Below are 21,996 nucleotides of genomic sequence, written 5' to 3'. Positions count from 1 at the left end.
GTCAGGTTTCGAGCTTCAGCTTGACGCGGTCGGCGGCAAAACGGGTGCGGGAAAACTGCACAGGAACCCCGTCCGGATCGGCATTGATCGCCGTTGCGGCGATGACGATGGCGCCGGGCGAAAGCCGGAGCAGCGCCAACTCGTCGGCATCGGCGTGGCGGGCGACAAGCTCGGTTGAGACCCGCACGTAGTCGGCCAGGCCCTGCGCTGCGAAAGCCTTGGTGATCGAGCCGAGCCTTTCGAACTGTTCGGCCATCTGCCCGAAGCGTTCCATCGGGAAATAGCTGGTCGAGCAGGATACCGGGCGTCCATCGGCGCTGCTGACGAGATCCAGCTGAACACAGGCCGTTCCCGCCGCGATCTGCAATCCGGCCGCGACGTCTCCTGAAGCTGGCAAGGTGGCGTGGGCGAGCAATTTGGCTTCGATATCGCGCGCCTGATCGCCAAGCCCTTGCGAAAAGCGGGTACGCCGCGAAATCGGAAAACTCAGCCTCTCCTTCCGCTGGATGATCGTGCCGCGGCCCTGGATGGCTTGAACAAGGCCTTCATCGGCAAGAGCGGCAAGGGCGCTGCGCACCGTGTGACGGTTGACGCCGAACTGCGCGGCCAGCACAGTTTCGGGGGGAACCATGCCTGTCTGGTCGTGATCGCCATTGCTGATCGACAGCCGTATCAGATCGGCGATCTGCCGCCAAAGTGCGACACCGGTCTGCCGTTCGACTGTCTTTTTCGCATTCATGTCACAAGCCCGTCACGTTGTGGTTCTAGAAGAAAACATCAGATGTATGGTTGTCTAGCGTAATAGACATTTCGGACGGAAGCAATGGACGCGATCAAACAAAATACCGGCGCGGCGGTGAACGGGCGCAAACGGATCATGGGCCTTCTGGCCCGAGCCTCCGGCGAGGAACTGCAAGCGGGCTGGCTGGCCATCGAGCCAAAGCCGGATGTGCATTCGGTGCGTGGTCCCGAAACCGGCCTCGTCATGGTGCGTGGACGCGTCGGGGGCGGCGGCGATCCGTTCAATCTCGGAGAGGCGACCGTCAGCCGCGCCACAGTGCGGCTTGGCTCCGGCGAAATCGGCCATGGCCAACTGCTCGGCAATGACCGGGAGAAGGCGCGTCTCGCCGCCATCTTCGATGCGCTTCACCAGCGGGTGGAACATCGCGGTACCATCGATCGGCTGATCGATGCGGTGGAAAGCCGCATCGAAGCCGAAGACCGCAAGCATGCCGAACAGACCGCAGCAACACGGGTCGATTTCTTTACCATGGTCCGGGGAGACAACTGATGGGTGCTCACACCGAAATCCACGCCAGCGCCTATGCCGGCGCGTTCACCGATCCGGTTTTCCAGTCGCAGTCGGTTTTCCGCGCACTGATGGATGCCATGGCCCGGCCGGGCACGATCATGCCGCTCGGCGCCTCTGCCACGCCGCCTGCACCGCTCGGGGCCGGTGCTGGTGCGATTGCCCTCACGCTCTGCGATGACGGTACGCCCGTATGGCTGACGAGTGCGCTCGCTCAATCCTCCGTTCCCGCCTGGCTGTCGTTCCATACCAGCGCACCGGTGACGAGCGTCAAGCCGGAGGCCCGCTTCGTTTTCATCGAGGTTGGCGGCATTGTCCCCGGTTTCGATCAGTTCGCGCTCGGGACGCAGGAATATCCCGACCGCTCGGCGACGCTGGTGATCGAGATCGCTTCGCTTAACGGCGGACCAGAATTCGTGGCCGCCGGCCCGGGCATCAAGGACGAGATCGTCGTTGCCCCTCAAGGCCTGCCGGACATTTTCCTGACTCTTTGGACCGAAAACCGGGGTCTGTTTCCCCGTGGCGTCGATCTGATCCTGGTTGCCGGCACGGACGTCCTGTGCCTGCCGCGCACCACAAAACTTCGCCGCCGGGAGGTCTGATCCATGTATGTTGCTGTCAAAGGCGGCGAAGCCGCTATCGCCAATGCGCACCAGCTCCTCGCCGATCGCCGCCGCGGTGACAGGTCACTGCCGGCCATCTCGATCGACCAGATCGTCGCCCAGCTCGGCCTGGCGGTCGATCGGGTCATGGCGGAAGCCTCGCTCTACGATCGGGAACTCGCAGCCCTTGCCGTTCGCCAGGCGCGCGGCGACATGATCGAGGCGATCTTCATCTTGCGTGCCTATCGAACCACCCTGCCGCGTTTCGGCATGTCGGTTCCGGTCGATACTGTGAAGATGAAGATCGAACGCCGCATTTCGGCGACCTACAAGGACCTGCCGGGCGGCCAGCTACTCGGCCCGACCTTCGACTATACCCACCGCCTGCTCGATCCGTCGCTGCTGACCGACGAGCCGGTTGCCGAGCCGCTGCGCCGGACGGCAGATGAAAGCTCGATGATGCGGGTCTCCGACATCCTCGCCGGCGAAGGCCTGATCGAGGGTGACGGCCAGATGCCGGAGGATCATGTGCCGGGCGACCTGACCCGCGAGCCACTGGAATTTCCGCTGAACCGCGATCTGCGTCTGCAGGCCTTGGCGCGGGGCGACGAAGGCTTCCTGCTGGCGCTCGCCTATTCCACCCAGCGCGGCTATGCCCGCACCCATCCTTTCGTCGGTGAAGTGCGCATCGGCGAGGTCGAAGTGGAGCTCGATATTCCCGAGCTTGGTTTTTCGGTGTCGCTCGGCCCCATCCAGGTGACCGAATGCCAGATGGTCAACCAGTTCCAGGGTTCGGCCAAGAACCCGCCGCAGTTTACCCGTGGTTATGGCCTGGTCTTTGGCCAGAGCGAGCGCAAGGCGATGGCGATGTCGCTGGTTGACCGGGCGTTGCGTGCCGAGGAATTCGGCGAAGATATCGTCGCACCGGCGCAGGACGAGGAATTCGTCATTTCGCATTCCGACAACGTCCAGGCGACCGGCTTCGTCGAGCATTTGAAGCTGCCGCACTATGTCGACTTCCAGGCCGAGCTCGATCTCGTCCGTCGCATGCGCGCCGAATATGATGCACGGAACGGAGTGGAGAAAAACGACGCCATTCGGGACGCGGCCGAATGATCGAGGACCTCTCCCATATCACCTTCGTCGTCAGCGACCTTGAGCGGATGACCGACATTCTGCAGACGGTCTTCGGCGCGAAGCAGGTCTATGCCAGCGACGAGATGCAGTTTTCGCGTACGGCGGAAAAGTTCTTCACGATCGGTGACCTGTGGATCGCCATCATGCAAGGCGAGAGTCTGAGCGAGCGCACCTACAACCACGTCGCGTTCAAGATCCGCGACGAGGATGTCGACATCTATCTGGAGCGCATCCAGTCGCTGGGCCTCGACCTCATGCCGCCGCGTCCGCGCGTCGAAGGCGAGGGCCGCTCGATCTACTTTCACGATGCCGACAACCACCTGTTCGAGCTTCATACCGGCACCCTTGCCGAGCGGCTCAAAACCTATTCCCGTTTGAAGGAGGCAGCCGAATGACGGACCTTGCCACATACAACTTCGCTTATCTCGACGAGCAGACCAAGCGGATGATCCGCCGGGCAATCCTCAAGGCTATTTCGATACCCGGCTATCAGGTTCCCTTCGCTTCGCGCGAAATGCCGATGCCCTATGGCTGGGGCACCGGCGGCGTTCAGGTGACGGCGGCGATCCTCGGACCCAAGGATGTGCTGAAGGTCATCGACCAGGGCGCTGACGACACGACCAATGCCGTGTCGATCCGCGCCTTCTTCCAGAAGGTCGCCAATGTCGCTGTTACCACCAAGACCCGCGAAGCGACGATCATCCAGACGCGACACCGCATTCCGGAGGAGGCGCTGACCGCCGGTCAGACGCTGGTCTATCAGGTACCGATCCCCGAACCCCTGCGCTTCCTCGAGCCGCGCGAGACCGAAACGCGAAAAATGCATGCGCTGGAAGAATACGGCCTGATGCATGTGAAGCTCTACGAGGATATCGCCCGCAACGGCCATATCGCCACGACCTATGCCTATCCGGTCAAGGTCGAGGGCCGCTACGTCATGGACCCGTCGCCGACCCCAAAATTCGACAATCCGAAAATGCACATGTCGGAAGCGCTGCAGCTGTTCGGTGCCGGCCGTGAAAAGCGCATCTACGCGGTGCCGCCCTATACCGACGTCGTCAGCCTCGATTTCGAGGATCATCCGTTCGAGATCCAGCACTTCGACAAGCCCTGCGCGCTGTGCGGTGCCGAGCACGTTTATCTCGATGAAGTCGTTCTCGACGACAAGGGCGGACGCATGTTCGTCTGCTCGGATACCGACCATTGCGAAGATCGCCGCGAGCATGGGCATGCGGGCGAGATGCTGGCACGGCAGGAGGCGGCGGAATGAGCGGTCTGGCAGATAGCCTTACCCTCCCCTTGAGGGGGAGGGTCGGACCGCAGGTCCGGGGTGGGGTGATCCTTTTTCCGTCCCTGACCATCACCCCCACCCGCCGCTTTGCGGCGACCTCCCCCCTCAAGGGGGAGGTAGATGCGAGCCCGCAGCCATTTTTAAACATGGAAACCGCCCCATGACCCAGACACCGCTTCTCAAAGTCAACGACGTCTCGAAATTCTACGGCAGCCGTATCGGATGCCGCAATGTGTCCTTCGAGCTGTGGCCAGGCGAAGTGCTTGCCATCGTCGGCGAATCCGGCTCCGGCAAGACGACGTTGCTGTCCTGTCTCTCCACTCGGTTGATGCCCAGTTCGGGCGTTGTCGAATACCACATGCGCGACGGCCAGTACCGCGATCTGGCCCGCCTGGGTGAAGCCGAGCGTCGCTTCCTGATGCGCACCGACTGGGGTTTCGTGCACCAGAACCCGGCCGATGGCCTGCGCATGACGGTGTCGGCCGGCGCCAATGTCGGTGAACGGCTGATGGCGGTCGGCGACCGGCATTATGGCAATATCCGCGCCACGGCAGCCGACTGGTTGCGCCGTGTCGAGATCGAGGAAGACCGCATCGACGATCAGCCGCGCGCCTTTTCCGGCGGCATGCGCCAGCGCCTGCAGATCGCCCGCAATCTGGTTACGTCCCCGCGTCTCGTGTTCATGGACGAGCCGACCGGCGGTCTCGATGTGTCGGTTCAGGCCCGTCTGCTCGATCTGGTGCGCGGCCTTGTCCATGACCTCGGCCTGTCGGCGATCATCGTTACCCACGATCTTGCCGTCGCCCGGCTTCTGTCGCACCGGATGATGGTGATGAAAGACGGTCTGGTGATCGAGCATGGGCTGACCGACCGGGTTCTCGACGATCCGCGCGAGCCCTACACCCAGCTCCTCGTTTCCTCGATCCTTCAGGTGTAACCATGGCCACTCCCCTCGTTGTTTCCGAAGTCGCCAAGAGCTTCACCATGCACCTGCGCGACGGTATCCGGTTGCCGGTCGTCAATGGCGTGTCGTTCTCCGTCAAGAAGGGTGAATGCGTCGTGCTCGGCGGTCCGTCCGGGGTCGGCAAGAGTTCGATCCTGAAGATGCTCTACGGCAATTACGGCGTCGATGCCGGCCAGATCCTGATCGAGCATCAAGGCCATCTGGTCGATCTCGCCAAGGCAGCACCCCGCGCGGTGCTGGAAGTCCGGCGCGATACGCTGGGTTATGTCAGCCAGTTCCTGCGCGTCGTTCCGCGCGTGTCGGCGCTCGATGTCGTTGCCGAGCCGCTTCTGGCGCGCGGGGTCGATCAGGCTGTCGCGCGTGAAAAGGCGGCTGAGCTGCTGGCGAAACTCAATCTGCCGCGCGAACTCTGGCAGTTGCCGCCGGCCACTTTCTCGGGTGGCGAGCAGCAGCGCGTCAACATCGCCCGCGGTTTCATTACCGACCATGCAATCCTTCTGCTCGACGAACCGACGGCGTCGCTGGATGCGACGAACCGCCGGGTGGTGGTCGAGATGATCGCCTCCAAGAAGGCTGAAGGGGTTGCCCTGCTCGGGATTTTCCACGACGAGGAAGTCCGCGATGCCGTCGCCGACCGCATCCTCGACGTCTCCGCCTTTTCGCCGCGAAAGGCTGCCGCATGAGCCAGAAACTGAGTGTGGAACCGACGATCCACCCGACCGCCACCGTCAATCAATCGACCCTTGGGCGGTATACGGAAGTGGGCGATCGTTGCCGCCTCGACGAGGTCGAGTTCGGCGACTATTCCTATATCGAGCGCGACGGGATGATCTGGTGTGCGACGATCGGAAAATTCGCCAATCTGGCGGCATCCGTTCGCATCAACGCCACCAACCATCCGACCTGGCGGGCAACGCTTCACCATTTCACCTATCGCGCTTCGAACTACTGGCCGGATGCCGATGTGGAGCAGGACTTCTTTGCCTGGCGGCGTGAAAACCGGGTCGTCATTGGGCACGATGTCTGGATCGGCCACGGGGCGACGGTGCTGCCCGGTGTCACGATCGGCAACGGCGCGGTCGTCGGCTCCGGGGCGGTCGTCTCCAAGGATGTGGCGCCCTACACCATCGTCGGCGGCGTTCCGGCCAAGCTGATCCGCGAACGTTTCGGCAAGGAGATTGCCGGCCGTTTCGAGAAGCTGGCCTGGTGGGATTGGGATCACGCCAAGCTGCGCGAGGCCCTCGACGACTTCAGAATGCTCGATGCAGACGCATTCCTTGCCCGTCACAATGCCTGAGTTTTGGCACGCCAATCCCCGCCTTTGCGGGGATTGTGGACTGTAACAAAAACAACATCAAACTGACATTCCCCTTTCATCAACCGCCATTATGGCAAGGGCATACCGGTAACCGGTGCCACTGCCAGAGGACGACTGCCCATGTTTCAGCTGAAGAATGTAACCCGTCAGTTCGGCAAGAAGATTGCCGTCAACTCGGTTACTTTCAACATCCCGCAGGGCCAGATGGTCGGCATCATCGGCCGGTCCGGTGCGGGCAAGTCGACGTTGCTCAGGATGATCAATCGTCTCAACGATGTTTCGTCGGGCTCCATCCATTTCGGTGATCTCGAAGTATCGTCGCTGCGCGGTGCAGCCCTTCGCAACTGGCAGCGCGATTGCGCCATGATCTTCCAGCAGTTCAATCTTGTGCCGCGTCTCGACGTTTTGACCAACGTGCTGCTCGGCCGCCTCAATCACCGCTCGACGGTTCTCAGTATCCTCAACATGTTCACCCGCGAAGAGCGGATCATGGCGATCGGCGCGCTGGAACGTCTGGGTATCGAACAGACGGCGCTGCAGCCGGCCGGCACCCTGTCCGGCGGCCAGCAGCAGCGTGTCGCGATTGCCCGCGCCCTGATGCAGCAGCCGAAGATGCTGCTCGCCGACGAGCCGATCGCTTCGCTCGACCCGCTGAATGCCAAGATCGTCATGGACGCTCTGCGCGATATCAACGAGCGCGACGGCATCACTGTCGTCACCAACCTGCACACGCTGGATACGGCGCGCAATTACTGCGAGCGCATCATCGGCATGGCGCATGGAAGCGTTGTTTTCGATGGGCCGCCGCAGGAACTGACCGCGGCAGCGGTTGCCGAAATCTACGGTTCGGGCGCCGAGCTTGATGAATCGATGACGTCGACCAGCATCAATATTCCGGCTGCGCAGGACAACACGAAATCCGCCGGCGTCAAGCCGCTGGCACTGGCCGGGCTCTAGAGAGCGAGCCGGGATCGAAAGCCCGCGTCAAGGGCAGACGCTTTGCAACCGAATGTGAACCGGCGCCGCCGGGATAACAGGAGAAGACCCTTATGTTGAAGAAAGCACTTTTGAGCGCTGTTGCGCTCTTTGCCCTCGTTGGCCACGTTCAGGCTGAAGACCTCAAGGAATTCCGCGTCGGCATCATCGGTGGCGAAAACGAAGCCGACCGCCTGCGCAACTACCAGTGCCTCGGCGATCACCTGAAGACGGCGCTGAATGTCGAGAAGGTTTCCTTCTTCCCGGCCGCCGACTATGACGGCGTTATCCAGGGCCTGCTCGGCGGCACGCTCGATTATGCCGAACTCGGCGCGTCCGGTTATGCCAAGATCTTTCTCGCCAAGGCTGACGCCGTCGAGCCGATCCTGACGACCGAACAGTCCGACGGCTCGACCGGCTACTACTCGATCATGGTTGCCCGCAAGGACAAGGGCTATGCCAGCGTCGCCGACCTCAAAGGCAAGAAGCTCGGCTTTGCTGATCCGGACTCGACTTCGGGCTACCTGATCCCGAGCGTGACGCTGCCGGAGACGATCGGCATGCCGGTCAAGGAATTCTTCGCTGAAACCGGTTTCGGCGGCGGCCATGAAAACCTCGTTCTCGAAGTGCTCAAGGGCACTTTCGATGCGGGCACGACCTTCGGCTCGGGCATCGGCGAGTTCAAGGACGGTTACACGTCCGGCAACCTGCACAAGATGGTCGAAAAGGGCGTTCTCGACATGAACGACCTGGTCGAACTGTGGCGCTCGCCGCTGATCCCGAACGGCCCGATCGTCGTTCGCACCTCGATGAACAATGACATGAAGGCCAAGTTCAAGCAGTTCATGCTCGATCTGCCGAAGACCGATGCAGCCTGCTTTGCCGGCGTCATGGGCGGCGACTTCAAGGGCTTCGTCGAAGTCAACTCCGACTTCTACAAGCCGATCATCGACGCCCGCAAGTCGACCATCGGCGGCTGATATCGTCAAAATTCAAAGCGCTGGCCGGCCATTCCGACCAGCGCTTCCTTGTTTAAGCAGTCTCGGGGCATGACGCCCAGCGAGGCCTCGTGTTTGCCGGAGACTTCATGGCCACGTCAGCGCTTCCCACGACCTTGAGCGACAATGGCGCCGTGGTCGAACGCCACTGGCAGGAGCTCAATCTCCGCCGCCGCACCTACACGTTTCTTGGTCTTGCGCTCTTGGCCGTGGCTCTGTCCGGATCGCTGTGGTTTGCCAATGCGACCAATGCCGGCAAGTTCTTCGATCGCCTGCCCTATTTCTTCGATTTCGTCGGCGACCTCGTGCCCCGCGACGGTGCGGAAATCGGCCGGGCGATGTTCGATCTGCCCTCGCCCTATGACGACGGCAGCCTGAAATACAATTATCCCGAAGGCCGGATGTATCTGACCGACAGCATTTACGTGCCCGAATATTTCTACAAGATGCTGGAAACGCTGAATATCGCCATCTTCTCGACCATCTTCGGCATGTTCTTCGGCTTCATTCTCTGCTTCTTTGCCGCCCGCAACCTGATGCCCAACCCGTGGGTTCGCGGCTTGGCCCGGCGTGTGATGGAAATCCTGCGAGCCTTTCCGGAAGTGGTGATCGCCGGCTTTTTTCTCGCGATCCTTTCCCTAGGACCGATCCCGGCGATGATCGCCGTGTCGATCCATACGGTCGGTGCGCTCGGCAAGCTGTTCTTCGAGGTCGTCGAAAATGCCGACATGAGGCCGGACGAGGGTCTTCGGGCTGCCGGCGGCAACTGGTTCGAGCGGGTCTGGTTCGGCATCGTGCCGCAGGTGCTGCCGAATTTCATGAGCTATTTCCTGCTGCGTCTTGAAATCAACGTACGCGCCTCGACCATCATCGGAGCCGTCGGCGGCGGCGGTATCGGCGAGCCGTTGCGGCTGTCGATCAGCCAGGGGCATGAGGCTAAGACCTTGGCGATCATCATCCTGTTGTTTTCGACGATCATCGCCGTCGATCAGTTTTCCGCATGGCTGCGCCGCCGTCTCGTCGGCGACCAAGCCTTCCAGCTGGCGCAATAGGAGGCGGACCATGACCGTGAACACGATGATGAACACCGCGCAGATGGACGCGATCGCTGCCCGTCACCCGCACCTACTGCAGGGCTCGACCAGCAAGCGCATCCGGTCCATCCTGATCTTCGCCGGTATCGCCCTCTATATGATCTACAGCTGGTGGTTTTTCTCGATCGGCCAGGTTCTGGTCAATGCCAATTGGGGCATTGCCGGCACCTACCTGGCCGACTGGGTGTCCTACGAGGTCCGGCCCGACATCAAGATCGCCACCGACGGCACGATGCAGGTCGTTTATCCGCGTTATTCGCCGCTCGGTCCCGATGCCAAGCCTGAATGGGTGAAGATCGAGACGAAGATGGTGGCTCGCACCATCGATGTCCCGGCCGTGACGCAGCAGGCGGCTCCGAAAAAGAGTTCGAGCTTCAGCTTCATGGCGCCGAACTCGGCTGTTGGCAGCAGCGCCGAGGCGGGTGCCCGCACGGAGACGCGGACGGAGGAAGTCGTCAGCCGCGCCACCGTCAATTTCAACAGCACGACCAGCATCGCCGTTGCCGACGGCAAGGTCTCTGCCACCCATGCCGGTGAAACCCTGCTGATCGATCTCGAAAATTCCGCAGGCGTGACGCCGGAGGGTACCCTGCCGAAATGGGCGACACAGAAGCGGGTGGGCGAAAAGATCACGCTTGCCTTCGGCAGGACCGGCTGGGCCGATGTCGACAAGGAAAAGGTCAGCATCCACAACCGTTTTCCCGGCTGGGCCAACTTCATCTTCGATACCAATTCGCCCTTCTTCAACAAGTCGCTCAGTGAGGTCGCAAACCTGATTACCAGCGGCGACCGTCTCGATCCGAGCCGCTCCAACCTGTCGCTCGCCTGGAACAACATCCTCTACAATTCCGAATGGCAGCATCTCGATGTCTGGACCAAGCTGCTGCAGACCATCGTCATGGCCTTCGTCGGCACGCTGTTTGCCTCGATCATCGCCTTTCCGCTGTGCTTCCTTGCCGCGCGCAACATCACCCGCAATGGTGTGCTCAACCAGGTCATAAAGCGGTTCTTCGATTTCTTGCGCTCGGTCGATATGCTGATCTGGGCGCTGTTCTTCACCCGCGCCTTCGGCCCTGGGCCGCTCGCAGGCATGTCGGCGATCTTCTTTACCGATACCGGTACGCTCGGAAAGCTCTATGCCGAAGCGCTGGAGAATATCGACGACAAGCAGCGCGAGGGTGTGAAATCGGTCGGTGCCGCGCCGCTTGCGGTGCAACGCTTCGGTGTCCTGCCGCAGGTCCTGCCGGTGTTTGCCAGCCAGGCGCTGTATTTCTGGGAATCCAATACCCGCTCGGCGACCATCATCGGCGCCGTCGGCGCCGGCGGCATCGGCTTGAAACTCTGGGAAGCGATGCGGACGAATTCCGATTGGGAAAACGTCTGCTATATGGTTATCCTGATCCTCATCGTCGTCTTTATTTTCGACAGTGCCTCCAATTTTCTGCGCTCACGTTTGATGGGCCAGAAAACACATTGAACTATGCTGGTGGATCACCACCACGATCACGATAATGTCACGAAGAGCGCGTAGCGACAGCGTCAGTTCGGCTGTCCCAACCGCTCCAGCGGCATTTCTGCAGGGAATGACCAGTGCGCTACGCATTCTATATTTCGCCCGATGAAGACGATCCGCTGACGGCTGCTGCGGAGCGGTGGCTCGGAGCGAACCCGTTTACCGGTGGAACCCGCGACCTTAAGCCGGCCGGTGATTTCAGTGCTGCGGAACTGACGGCCCTGACGGCAGACCCGCGCCGCTACGGCTTTCATGGAACCCTGAAAGCGCCATTCACGCTTGCCCCCGCCGTCAGCGAATCGCAGCTTCTCGATGCGTTCACCACCTTTACCGAAGAGCGTGTTTCGTTCGACATCCCAAAAATGGTCCTTGGCCAGCTGGGGCCGTTCTTCGCACTGGTGCCGGCTGCCGATTGTCCGCAATTGCAGGATTTGGCTGATGAGACGGTGCGGCGCTTCTCAGCCTTCCGGGCGCCTTTGTCCGACGCCGATATCGCCCGCCGCAAACCTGAAACGCTCGGCTCCGTGATGCGAAGCAACCTGTTGGAATGGGGATATCCCTATGTCTTCGAGAGCTTCCGTTTTCACATGACGCTCACGGGTCCAGTCCCCGTGGACCGTCAGCCTGCCATGAAGGCTCTGCTGGAGCAGGCCTTTGCGCCGTTTATCGGCAAGCCGTTTCCGGTGACATCGCTGGCGCTGTTCACCGAGCCAGAACGCGGCGCGCCCTTTACAATTCACTCGCTTTTGCCGCTCGGCGGCACGTCCAAACGAAAGATGGCATGACATGACCGTTGAAACCGTTCTCTCAAACGCCCGAGTCGTCCTTGAGGACCAAATTCTTCACGGCTCGGTCCTCATCCGCGACGGCAAGATCGCCGACATTTCGGAAGGTGCCAGCCGTACCGGCGAGGATTTCGAAGGCGATTACCTGATCCCCGGCCTGGTCGAGCTGCACACCGATCATCTGGAAGCCCATTACTCACCGCGCCCCGGCGTTCGCTGGTTGAAGATGGCGGCGATCCAGGCGCATGACGCACAGATCGTCACGTCGGGCATCACCACCGTCTTCGACTGCCTGCGCATGGGCTCGGACGAGGATGGCGGTTTCGAGCAGGGCGAGATGCGCGACATGGCAAACGCGCTGGCCCAAGCGGCTAAGGAAAATCGCCTGCGCGCCGATCATCGCATTCATCTGCGCTGCGAGGTCTCGACCGACAACGTGCTTGATCATTTTCTGGAATTCGAAAACGACCCGCAGGTCGGTCTCGTTTCCCTGATGGATCATGCGCCGGGTCAGCGCCAGTTCCAGACGATGGAGCAGTACACGCTCTATTACAAGAAAAAGCGTGGCTTGTCCGACGAGGCTTTTGCCGCATTCTGCGCCCGTCAGCAGGCGTTGTCGGCCAAATATGCCGGACCGCATCGCACCGAGATCGCCAGGGCCTGTGCCGAGCGCGGCATCGCAATTGCCAGTCATGACGACGCCACTTTGGCGCATGTCGAGGAATCGGTTGGTTTTGGCATTCGTCTTGCGGAGTTCCCGACCAGTTTCGAGGCGGCCGAAGCCTCGCATGCGGCTGGCCTCAGCGTGCTCATGGGTGCGCCCAACATCGTCCGCGGCAAGTCGCATTCCGGCAATATCGCCGCGAAGGACCTTGCAGAGCGAGGCGTCCTCGACGTGCTGTCGTCCGATTATGTTCCGTTCAGCCTGATCCAGGCGCCGTTCGTTCTGTCCGATGAGCTGGAGAGCGTTAGCCTGCCCCAGGCGCTCGCCATGGTCACCGCGACCCCCGCCCGCACCGTCGGTCTTAACGATCGCGGCCGCATTGCCACCGGCCTGCGTGCGGACATCGTCCGGGTTCAGCGCCAGGACGGTATCCCGATCGTTCGTTCGGTCTGGCGCGAAGGCAGGCGGGTCGCCTGATGCACGGACAGGGCCAGACGGGCGCGATCATCGTGGTGGTCGGCCCCAGCGGTGCAGGCAAGGACAGCGTCATCGGTTTCGTGGCACAGCACTTTGCCGATCGCGCCGATATCGATTTCGTCCGCCGGGTCATCACCCGGCCGTCCGATGCCGGTGGTGAGGATCACGAAAGCATTTCCGGCGATGTTTTCGATAGCCGACTATCAGCCGGGGATTTCGCCGTTGCCTGGCAGGCGCATGGGTTGAAATACGGAATTCCCAAGGACGCGCTTGAAAAGGTTCGGGCCGGCCGGATTCTGATCGCCAATGGCAGCCGGGCGGTGCTCGGTCAGTTCCGGCAGGCCTTTCCGAGGGTGGCCATCGTCAACATCACCGCCTCGCCGCAGGTTCTAGCGAGCCGCCTCGTCGCCCGAGGCCGCGAGAGCGAGCAGGATATTCTCAACAGGCTGAAGCGGCAGGTGCCGGATATTTTCGATGAGCCCGATGTGACGACGATCGACAATAGCGGGCCGCTCGAGATTGCGGGGTCGCGATTTGCCGCGCTTGTCACTGAGTTGCATGGAACAACGCCCGCCGCCGGTTAGGCGTCATAGCGCGCTGTCGAGAAAATACCATTGGTCGAGATGGGCGCGGGTGATGGGTTCGATGATCGAGTTCAACAGAACTATGTCATCGATTATGCCGTCGTCAGTATTCTCCCTGGGCGGAAGAACAAGCGAGGGGAGGGCGAAAGCCTCGAAGTTCGCCCCGCTCGTGCGCAGGATGTACCCGGGGCAGATCGTTGCCCCTGTCATCCTGGCGAGACGCACGACAACTGCCAAATTGCCTTCCAGATGCGGAGGCCGACCCAGGAAGGGACCGCGAATTTTTCCGGCAAACCCTTCGTCGCAGAAGATCGAGATCACGCCGCCATTCCTCAGAATTTTGATCGCCGGACGTATTCCGTCCTTGCCCGGTGGCATCAGGCGGTATCCCAATTTCACCCGGAGGCGGTCGGCGATCCAGGCGCGCGCGCGTCCACTCGGCGGCGTATAGTTGGCGGATGGTTCAAAGCCGAGTTCCACCAGTTTTGGACCCAGGACCTCCCAGTTTCCCAGATGCAGTCCGACCATGATGACCGGGCCATTCTTCTTGGCGTCGATAACCCTCTCCAGATTGTGCCAGACAACACGCTTGGACAGCCGGCCGATGATCGAAAACTCGGTCATGATACGGCCCTGGCTCTGCCAGTTGCGCCTGAGGACGGCCTCGCGTTCTGCTTCGGTTGCGTCTGGAAGCAGTTGCAGCAGATTTTGCCGTGCCTTGCAGACTGCTCCCTTGTGCCAGCGCGGAATGGCAAAGGTGCCAAGCCAAGCGCCGATGTTCGAGCAGGTGTCGATCGGGAATGCTTTCAGTCCGAAATGGACGGCAAGATCCAGCGCGTTCTGGATGTTTCCGGTGACATGATAGCGAAAGGCTATGCGCCGGCGCTCGGCACCCGCAAACAGATCCCACAGGGGTGGCGAGGGCGGTCTCTGATAAATCCAGGCTTGGCGCTTCTTCGGTTCAACTTGCTGCTCGGCCATGCCATCATATCCTTTCGCGCCGGTGAAGCGTCACCGGCAGGCCGCCGCGCGGCCGCAGCGTTAGCCGGCTCTGCGGTTCAACTTTGGTCCCGTCGGCCACCCGCACCTTGAAGCGCTGGGCAAGGATCGCCAGGCACAGGATCGCCTCCTGGAGCCCGAATTGCAGGCCGGGGCAGACGCGGGGGCCGCTGGCGAAGGGGATGTAGCTGTAGGGTATGGCCTTGCCGCCGTTCATGAACCGCTCGGGCTTGAAGAGGTGGGCGTCCTTGAAGAAGGCTTCCGTCCTGTGCAGAAGCCAAGGCACGATCAGGACGAGTGACGCCGGCTTGACGTCGATATCGCCGATCCTGTCCGCTTCCTTCGCCTGGCGGGCAAGGATCGGCACCGGCGGATAGAGACGCAGCGTCTCCTCGATCACAGCACGGCACCAGTCCAGTTGCGGAATGTCGTCGAGCGTCGGGACGCGATTACCGCAAACCTGGGCGATTTCCTCATGCAGCGATTTTTCCACCCATTGCGCCCGTGACAGCAGATACCAGGCCCAGGTCAATGTCGCTGCAGTAGTCTCGTGGCCGGCCATGAAGATGGTGGCAGCCTCGTTGCGGAGCGCGACTACATCGAGCTTCAGTTCCGGATTGCGCTTCTGGCGGCGAACCAGAAGCTCGACCATCGAATTGTCGTCGCCGCGCCCGGCCAGATGGTCTTCGACCACCTTGTCGATGATCTGATGGATACGTGAGACCGACCGGCGCAGCTTGGCTGTCCGCAACACGGGCAGGCCGTCGTCGAAGCCGAGGAAATAGCCGATATTCACCGAATCGATCAGTGACTGGTAGCTCTCGAAACCCTCGCTGACACTCTTTGCACCCTCTTCGCCCAGATCGTTGCCGAACACGGCGCGGGAAATGATTTCCGCTGTCAGACCGGCCATTTCGAACAGCGCGTTGACAGGCGCACCGTCGGGAAGGGATTCCCAGCGGCGCACCAGTTCGGCCGTGGTGTTTTCCATGATCTTGCCGAAGGCCGGCACGCGGTTCTTATGGACGATGTCGTTGACCAGCGGGCGGCGCTGTTTCCAGGTTTCGCCGTCGGAAATGAACAGCCCGTCGCCAAGCAAGAATTCCAGCGCGCGCCGCATCTGCGGCGTCTTGCGCTCGAAATTTTCGTGGCGCTTGGCAACGACGTAGCGGATCGCGTCCGGTGAATTGACCACGACGATCTGCCGGCCGAAGATTTTCGTGACGTTTACCCGGTCGGCATAGTCGCCTTTGCGCCAGACCGAGAGAAAGTCTTGGCGGGCTTTCAGAATGAGACTGAGCGGGCGGCCGGGCTTGCCCTGGTAATAGTCGGCATGGGCGGGTTCGAATGAATTCTCCCGCAGCTTTTCAATGATATCCGTCGATTGCCGTAAACTGGAGAACATGCGCCGGCTGCCCCTGTCTTTATCCGGTGACGGCACCATGAGTGCTGTTGGTTGCAATTACCGGATAGCAGCAATTTCGGGCGCCGCAAAATTCTTTCGGCAGAGAAAACCCCGCCGTCGCAAACGGCAGGGCTGACCTTCATCGTGACTTTAACAGAAGGATCGAGGGGCTTTACCGCAAAGCGGCGCAAGCCTTGGCAATTCGCTCCAACGCTTCGCGCAATTCCGCTTCGGACGTCGCATAGGAGATGCGGAAAAACGGTGACAGACCGAAGGCTGACCCCGGCACGACGGCGACGTGGGCATCGTCGAGAAGATAGGCGCAGAAGTCTACATCGGTCTCGATCCGTTTGCCGCCGGGCGTGGTCTTGCCGAGTACGCCGGCACACCCGGAAAAGGTATAGAAGGCGCCCTCGGGTGTGCGGCAATCCAGACCATCGATGGCGTTGAGCGCGGTGACGACCAGATCGCGGCGATGCTGGAAGCTGGCGGTGCGTTCTTTCAGGAAATCCTGCGGGCCGTTCAGCGCGGCGACCGAGGCGGCCTGGCTGATCGAGGAGGGGCAGGAGGTTGCCTGGCTTTGCACCACGGCCATCGCCTTGATCAGCTCGCGCGGGCCGCCGGCATAGCCGATGCGCCAGCCGGTCATGGCATAAGCTTTGGAGACGCCGTTGACGGTCAGGGTCCGGTTCTTCAGGGCCGGCTCAAGCGCTGCCGGAGTGACGAACTTGAAGCCGTGATAAACGATGTGCTCGTACATGTCATCGACCAGCAGCCAGACATGCGGATGCTTTAGAAGCACGTCGAGCAGCGGGCGATAATCGTCAGCGCTATAGGCGGCGCCCGACGGGTTCGATGGCGAGTTCAGCATCACCCAGCGGGTCTTCGGCGTGATCGCCGCTTCCAGCTGCGCGGCCTTCAAGCGAAAGCCGGCTTCGGCATCGCAGGCGATCAGGACCGGCTTGCCTTCTGCGATTTCAACGATATCGGAATAGGAGGTCCAGTAGGGCGTCGGGATGATCACTTCGTCGCCGGGATTCAGCGTCGCCATCATGGCGTTGAAGAGGATCTGCTTGGCGCCGGTTGCCACCGTGATTTCGTCGAGTTCGTAGGAAACGCCATTTTCGCGAGAGAACTTGTCCCGGATCGCCTGCTTCAGCTCGGGCGTACCGTCGAGTGCGGTATATTTGGTCTTGCCGCTCTGGATCGCCTCGCAGGCGGCCTGCTTGATGTGATCGGGCGTGTCGAAATCCGGCTCGCCGGCGCCCAGAATGATCACCGGCTTGCCGTCGCGTTTCATAGCCTGTGCTCGAGCTCCGATCTTCAGGATCTGCGAGACGCCGATCGTGGAGATCCGCGAGGCGGGCGCAAAGCCCGCCTCCTCAACCTTGGTATTGATGGTCATGACCGATCCTATCAATTATTCGATGTCGAAAGAGACGCCCTGAGCCAGCGGCAGGGCCTTCGAATAGTTGATCGTGTTGGTGGCGCGGCGCATGTAGGCGCGCCATGCGTCCGAGCCGGATTCGCGGCCGCCGCCGGTTTCCTTTTCGCCGCCGAACGCGCCGCCGATTTCAGCGCCGGATGTACCGATATTGACGTTGGCGATGCCGCAATCGGAACCGTCAGGCGACAGGAAGCGCTCGGCTTCCTGCAGGTCGAGCGTGAAGATCGACGAGGAGAGGCCGGCGCCGACAGCGTTGTGATCGGCAACGGCAGCGTCGAAATCGCTGTACTTCATGACGTAAAGGATCGGTGCGAAGGTTTCTTCGGTAACCGGGCCATCCTGCTTCGGCATTTCAACGAGAGCCGGCTTGACGTAGTAGCTGTTGGCATGGCCGAGGTCGACACGTTCGCCACCGGTGACGGAGCCGCCGTGGGCTTTGGCCTCGCCAAGTGCCTTCTGCATGTTGTCGAAGGCGGGCTTGTCGACCAGCGGGCCAACGAGGGCGGTGGATTCCAGCGGATTGCCGACCGAAACGCTCGAATAGGCCTTCTTGAGGCGCGGAACGAGCTGGTCGTAGACGCTTTCATGGACGAACAGGCGGCGCAGGGTCGTGCAACGCTGGCCGGCCGTGCCCATGGCACCGAAGGCGATGGCGCGCAGCGCCATGTCAAGATCGGCAGACGGGCAGACGATGCCGCCATTGTTGCCGCCGAGTTCGAGGATGGCGCGGGCAAAACGCTTGGCAAGGCGCGGGCCGACATCGCGGCCCATACGGGTGGAACCGGTCGCCGAAACCAGCGGGACCTTCGGGTGATCGACCATGACTTCGCCGATGGTGCGGTCGCCGATCAGGACGTGCGTCAGGCCTTTCGGTGCATCGCCGAAGCGAGCGATAGCGCGATCAAGGATCGCCTGGCTTGCAAGTGCGGTGAGCGGGGTCTTTTCCGACGGCTTCCAGACGACGGCATTGCCGCAAACGAGAGCAAGTGCCGAGTTCCAGGCCCAGACGGCAACCGGGAAGTTGAAGGCGGAGATGACGCCGATAACGCCGAGCGGATGCCAGGTTTCCATCATGCGGTGGCCGGGGCGTTCGGTGGCGATGGTCAGACCGTAGAGCTGGCGGGAGAGACCGACGGCGAAATCGCAGATGTCGATCATTTCCTGGACTTCGCCGAGGCCTTCCGAAGTGATCTTGCCGGCTTCGATCGACACCAGACGGCCGAGATCGGCCTTGCTGGCGCGCAGTTCTTCGCCGAGCAGGCGGATCAGTTCGCCGCGTTTGGGTGCCGGCACCAGGCGCCAGGCGCGAAACGCTGCATCGGCCTTTTCGATCTTGGCGGCGGCTTCAGCGGCGGAGACCGTCTTCAGGCTGGCAATCTGTTCGCCGGTGACCGGCGAGAAGGAGGCCATGTCGCCGCCCGTGTAGAGATCCTTGGAGACGCCGAGCTTCTCCAGAAGGGCGGCCGTTTCCTGAACGACATTCACCGACTTCGTTGCAATGTTCATGATGAGCAAACTCCCGTTTTCTTGGTCAAAGGACTATCCGAAGCGCACCGCACCGAGTTCTCCCGGCGAGGTGATGGCTTTGAGGCCTTGGGCCATGTCCTTGATTTTCTGTTGCGTATAAAGGTCGTAATAGGCCTGGTTCTTGCGGCCGATGGCATGTTCGGCACTGAAACTGCCATTGAAATCCTGGACGGCGATGGCAAACACCCAGTCGCGCAGCCGCCGCTCGAAATTCGCGTCGGACGCCGAAGCGCTGTCCTTCGGCACGACGAGATTGAAATGCACACCGCCATCGCCGATATGACCGAAATCGCAGATCGTCACCTCCGGAAAGGCTTGCGGCATATCGGCCTTCATGCGGTCGCAGAAGGCCATGATATCACCTCTGCGGAAGGAAAGATCGAAGGCGATCAGTTTTCCCGAGTGCTTGACGCCTTCCGATAGGGCATGACGCAGCGACCACATTTCATGGGCAGGACCGACGAAGGCATCGGCAAGCGGCGCTTCTTCCGTTTCCCAGATATCGGCAAGCACCGTTTCCAGCACCGCATCGAGCGACTGCTCACCCTCGCGCGGTTCCCAGGTGCGGGAAATCTCGGCGAGGATCACATAGTCCGGCACATTGCCGCCCTGGAAGGGATTTTTCAGCGACGGCACATGATCGAGCGCCGCTGCAATGGAGTTTTTCGAGATGCCCTCGAAGGCAGAGAGGTAAGCGCCGAGCTTGTCTTCCATGGCCCGCAGCAGCGGCATGACATGGGCGCCGGTGGTGGGCACCAAATAGGCGGTTGCCACCTGCTTGGGTAGCGGCTCTAGATTAACAACGCATTCGGTAATGATGCCGAAGGCGCCTGATGTGCCGATGAAGATCTGCTTCCAGTCGATGCCGGTGTTGTTCTTGCGTAGTTCAGATGTCAGGTCGAGGATCGTGCCCTCCTCGTCGGCCAGAACCACCTTGATGCCCAGCGTGTTGCGGCGCACGTCGCCATATTTCAGGAAGCGCGAACCGCCGGTATTGGTGGCCAGCATCCCGCCGAGACGTGGATCGGCACCAAGGTCGATCGGGAAGAAAAGGCCGTGTTTTTCGAGCTTCTGGTTTACGTCGGAGAGGCGGAAACCGGCATCGGCACGCAGCGATCGGTTGTCGAGGTCGAGATCGAAGCGCTTCGTCATCCGGTCGAGGCTGAGGACCGCCTGCGAGCCTGTCGTATCCGGGGTCGAGCCGGAAACAAGACCGGTGTTTCCGGATTGCGGAATGACAACGATGCCGTTCTTCACGCAATAGGAAACCGCCGCCGAGACCTCTTCGGTGGTCTGCGGACGCAGGACGATGGCGGCGCGGCCCTGGTCATAGCGCGCGCCGGTCTGGTAGGTCGCCACATCACTGCCTTCGGTGACAATGCCCTTGTCACCGAGGAGTGCGGTCAATGCTGCGACGTGGTTCTGGTCGATCATCGTTTCAGCTTTACTCCGCTGCCTGCGCAGACGAAAGCATCTGTCTGATATCGGCGATCGAAGCCTGTTCTATACCGGCATAGTGATCGAACTCGTTCAGCACCCTGGCACCGAGATCAAGCTCGAACCGCTGCTGGTTGGGGCTTGCAACGAATTCCTGGGCAGCGTCGTCGCCGAGATTGGACTGGAAGATGCCGGCGGCGCTGACGGGCAGGAAGTCTTCGTAGACGATCGGGTCGAACTGAACGAGGCCGTCAGCGATCAGGCTGTCGAGGCTCCTGGACGTGTCGGCCTTTGCCTTGCGGCCCCTGGCGGTCAGCGAATAGGCGAAATAACCGAGGCCTTCGGCACGGATGCCTGCCCATGTATCGGGGAAGGGGATGAAGGCATCCGAAAGCGCCTTTTCGTATTCCGCCGCATTCGAGCCGTCGGCCGCCGGGCGGACGATCTTGCGCGACGCGTTGAGCAGGTCGTCGTAGAGCGTCCGGCCCTTCGGGGTCAGGGCAATGCCGCGCTGTTCGATCTCGCCGAAACGGGCGGTATGCGAGCCCTCATGCCAGCTGCCATCGGCAGCCTGGAAGGAAACCGGTTCTTCCAGCGCCTTGAACGAGGTCTGGCGCAGAAGCATGGCGCATTTGCGGGTCGGCGGGCCTTCGATCGTCGCCTTCGGGGCGATCGCGTAATCGGGCATGCGGGCCTGGACGGCATCGATATCCAGCGTGCGCGGCGTCAGATGGTTGATATGCGGGCCCTTGAACGAGACGACATCGGCGATCAGCCGGTGAGCGTCATGCAGCCGGTGGTACATGTCGGGGCTGACATTGGCCTTGTCGTGCCAACGGAAGGTTTCCAAGGCCTCGGCTACGAAACGCTCGGCATCGGCCTTATCAAGGCCGCCCTGCTTTTCCGCCTTCTCCGTCAGCGCGATGGCGCCGTCGGTGAAAATCTGGCGCCGAGACAAAATCTGTTCGGCTTCATTGCGCAAAGCTGCATCGGCGATCAGATCAAGCCGCAGCAGCGATGTGAAGACGCGAAAAGGGTTTTTCTTCAAGGCGGCATCGCCGACCGGGCGGAAGGCCGTCGAATGGACCGGCACGCCGGCGGTCGACAGATCGTAATAGCCGACCGGCAGCATGCCCATGATGGCAAAGACGCGGCGCATCATCGACAGCTCGGCAGGCGTGCCGAGCCGGATTGCGCCGTGGCGCTCTTCGGAGATGCGTTCCAGCGAATCCGTGTCGTCGAGACGGGCCTGTAAATCCGGGTCGGCAGTCAGCGTTTCGGCGTTCACCTTGCCCACCAGTTCCATCAATGTGCCATAGGCCGGCACCTCTGTGCGGTACATGGCCGACATCGCCGCGGAAAAGGCCGAGCGGATAAGGTCGGTGGATACGAAACTATTCTCTTTCACGGCAACGCGCCTCGCAGTATGGAAGGGATAATGGTGATCATTCTCATTTCGTATCATATATG

Annotated in this window: 22 protein-coding genes; 15 read left to right on the top strand and 7 right to left on the bottom strand. The window is 61.4% G+C overall.

Annotated features, from left to right (window positions below; genetic code table 11):
• Window position 1: 1 nt before the first annotated feature.
• Window positions 2-739, bottom strand: a complete 738-nt coding sequence (gene phnF, locus ACP7E6_RS19205; protein ID WP_426231320.1) for a phosphonate metabolism transcriptional regulator PhnF — start codon at window positions 737-739, stop codon at window positions 2-4.
• Between the two features lie 84 nt (window positions 740-823).
• Between phnF and phnG the strand changes: the two genes are divergently transcribed.
• The 15 genes from phnG (at window position 824) to phnN (ending at window position 13,711) form a co-directional block, all read left to right on the top strand.
• The gene (phnG, locus tag ACP7E6_RS19200; protein WP_426231319.1) at window positions 824-1,291 is read left to right on the top strand and encodes a phosphonate C-P lyase system protein PhnG; all 468 of its coding nucleotides are present in this window, start codon (window positions 824-826) and stop codon (window positions 1,289-1,291) included.
• Window positions 1,291-1,911 (top strand): phosphonate C-P lyase system protein PhnH, encoded by a 621-nt coding sequence (phnH, locus tag ACP7E6_RS19195; protein ID WP_426231318.1) that lies wholly within the window; start codon window positions 1,291-1,293, stop codon window positions 1,909-1,911. Before phnG ends, phnH begins: the two co-directional genes overlap by 1 nt.
• A 3-nt stretch (window positions 1,912-1,914) precedes the next feature.
• A complete protein-coding gene (locus ACP7E6_RS19190) occupies window positions 1,915-3,027 on the top strand; it encodes a carbon-phosphorus lyase complex subunit PhnI (protein ID WP_426231317.1) in 1,113 nt (370 codons plus the stop codon).
• Complete coding sequence (gene fosX, locus ACP7E6_RS19185; protein WP_426231316.1) at window positions 3,024-3,443, top strand: FosX/FosE/FosI family fosfomycin resistance hydrolase; 420 nt, start codon at window positions 3,024-3,026, stop codon at window positions 3,441-3,443. Before ACP7E6_RS19190 ends, fosX begins: the two co-directional genes overlap by 4 nt.
• Window positions 3,440-4,318, top strand: a complete 879-nt coding sequence (locus ACP7E6_RS19180; RefSeq protein WP_426231315.1) for an alpha-D-ribose 1-methylphosphonate 5-phosphate C-P-lyase PhnJ — start codon at window positions 3,440-3,442, stop codon at window positions 4,316-4,318. The genes fosX and ACP7E6_RS19180 overlap by 4 nt, the downstream gene beginning before the upstream one ends.
• A 181-nt stretch (window positions 4,319-4,499) precedes the next feature.
• Window positions 4,500-5,276, top strand: coding sequence for a phosphonate C-P lyase system protein PhnK (gene phnK / locus ACP7E6_RS19175; protein ID WP_426231314.1), 777 nt, complete (start codon window positions 4,500-4,502; stop codon window positions 5,274-5,276).
• Window positions 5,277-5,278: 2 nt separating this feature from the next.
• Window positions 5,279-5,986, top strand: a complete 708-nt coding sequence (gene phnL / locus ACP7E6_RS19170) for a phosphonate C-P lyase system protein PhnL (RefSeq protein WP_426231313.1) — start codon at window positions 5,279-5,281, stop codon at window positions 5,984-5,986.
• Window positions 5,983-6,600 carry a DapH/DapD/GlmU-related protein gene (locus ACP7E6_RS19165; RefSeq protein ID WP_426231312.1) on the top strand — a complete coding sequence of 206 codons (618 nt, stop codon included), beginning with the start codon at window positions 5,983-5,985 and terminating at the stop codon, window positions 6,598-6,600. Before phnL ends, ACP7E6_RS19165 begins: the two co-directional genes overlap by 4 nt.
• A 141-nt stretch (window positions 6,601-6,741) precedes the next feature.
• Window positions 6,742-7,578 carry a phosphonate ABC transporter ATP-binding protein gene (gene phnC / locus ACP7E6_RS19160; protein WP_426231311.1) on the top strand — a complete coding sequence of 279 codons (837 nt, stop codon included), beginning with the start codon at window positions 6,742-6,744 and terminating at the stop codon, window positions 7,576-7,578.
• Window positions 7,579-7,670: 92 nt separating this feature from the next.
• Window positions 7,671-8,576, top strand: a complete 906-nt coding sequence (phnD, locus tag ACP7E6_RS19155) for a phosphonate ABC transporter substrate-binding protein (RefSeq protein ID WP_426125779.1) — start codon at window positions 7,671-7,673, stop codon at window positions 8,574-8,576.
• A 107-nt stretch (window positions 8,577-8,683) separates the two neighbouring features.
• Window positions 8,684-9,646: a phosphonate ABC transporter, permease protein PhnE gene (phnE, locus tag ACP7E6_RS19150; RefSeq protein WP_426231310.1), complete on the top strand. Its 963-nt coding sequence runs from the start codon at window positions 8,684-8,686 to the stop codon at window positions 9,644-9,646.
• Window positions 9,647-9,656: 10 nt separating this feature from the next.
• The gene (phnE, locus tag ACP7E6_RS19145) at window positions 9,657-11,165 is read left to right on the top strand and encodes a phosphonate ABC transporter, permease protein PhnE (RefSeq protein ID WP_426231309.1); all 1,509 of its coding nucleotides are present in this window, start codon (window positions 9,657-9,659) and stop codon (window positions 11,163-11,165) included.
• 113 nt (window positions 11,166-11,278) lie between these two features.
• Window positions 11,279-11,986 carry a DUF1045 domain-containing protein gene (locus ACP7E6_RS19140; protein WP_426231308.1) on the top strand — a complete coding sequence of 236 codons (708 nt, stop codon included), beginning with the start codon at window positions 11,279-11,281 and terminating at the stop codon, window positions 11,984-11,986.
• Between the two features lies 1 nt (window position 11,987).
• On the top strand, window positions 11,988-13,127 hold the full coding sequence (locus tag ACP7E6_RS19135; protein ID WP_426231307.1) for an alpha-D-ribose 1-methylphosphonate 5-triphosphate diphosphatase: 1,140 nt from the start codon (window positions 11,988-11,990) through the stop codon (window positions 13,125-13,127).
• Window positions 13,127-13,711, top strand: coding sequence for a phosphonate metabolism protein/1,5-bisphosphokinase (PRPP-forming) PhnN (gene phnN, locus ACP7E6_RS19130; RefSeq protein WP_426231306.1), 585 nt, complete (start codon window positions 13,127-13,129; stop codon window positions 13,709-13,711). The genes ACP7E6_RS19135 and phnN overlap by 1 nt, the downstream gene beginning before the upstream one ends.
• Window positions 13,712-13,714: 3 nt before the next feature.
• Here phnN and ACP7E6_RS19125 read toward each other — a convergent pair whose 3' ends face one another.
• The 6 genes from ACP7E6_RS19125 to hglS all read right to left on the bottom strand — a co-directional run bounded on the left by ACP7E6_RS19125 (window position 13,715) and on the right by hglS (window position 21,934).
• Window positions 13,715-14,692: a lysophospholipid acyltransferase family protein gene (locus ACP7E6_RS19125; protein WP_426231305.1), complete on the bottom strand. Its 978-nt coding sequence runs from the start codon at window positions 14,690-14,692 to the stop codon at window positions 13,715-13,717.
• 4 nt (window positions 14,693-14,696) lie between these two features.
• On the bottom strand, window positions 14,697-16,115 hold the full coding sequence (locus tag ACP7E6_RS19120; protein ID WP_426231304.1) for a cytochrome P450: 1,419 nt from the start codon (window positions 16,113-16,115) through the stop codon (window positions 14,697-14,699).
• A gap of 172 nt (window positions 16,116-16,287) precedes the next feature.
• Entirely contained in the window at window positions 16,288-17,520 is a 1,233-nt protein-coding gene (locus ACP7E6_RS19115; protein ID WP_426231303.1) for a pyridoxal phosphate-dependent aminotransferase, read from the bottom strand.
• Window positions 17,521-17,535: 15 nt separating this feature from the next.
• Complete coding sequence (locus ACP7E6_RS19110; RefSeq protein ID WP_426231302.1) at window positions 17,536-19,068, bottom strand: aldehyde dehydrogenase family protein; 1,533 nt, start codon at window positions 19,066-19,068, stop codon at window positions 17,536-17,538.
• 33 nt (window positions 19,069-19,101) lie between these two features.
• A complete protein-coding gene (locus ACP7E6_RS19105) occupies window positions 19,102-20,523 on the bottom strand; it encodes an FAD-binding oxidoreductase (RefSeq protein WP_426231301.1) in 1,422 nt (473 codons plus the stop codon).
• A 10-nt stretch (window positions 20,524-20,533) separates the two neighbouring features.
• Entirely contained in the window at window positions 20,534-21,934 is a 1,401-nt protein-coding gene (gene hglS / locus ACP7E6_RS19100; protein WP_426231300.1) for a 2-oxoadipate dioxygenase/decarboxylase HglS, read from the bottom strand.
• Window positions 21,935-21,996 lie beyond the last annotated feature (62 nt).

It is taken from the genome of Pararhizobium sp. DWP3-4 (assembly GCF_049898205.1).
GTDB lineage: Bacteria > Pseudomonadota > Alphaproteobacteria > Rhizobiales > Rhizobiaceae > Pararhizobium.
The sequence above is the reverse complement of the archived record's forward strand: the minus strand, read 5'-3'. Positions and strand labels throughout refer to the sequence as shown.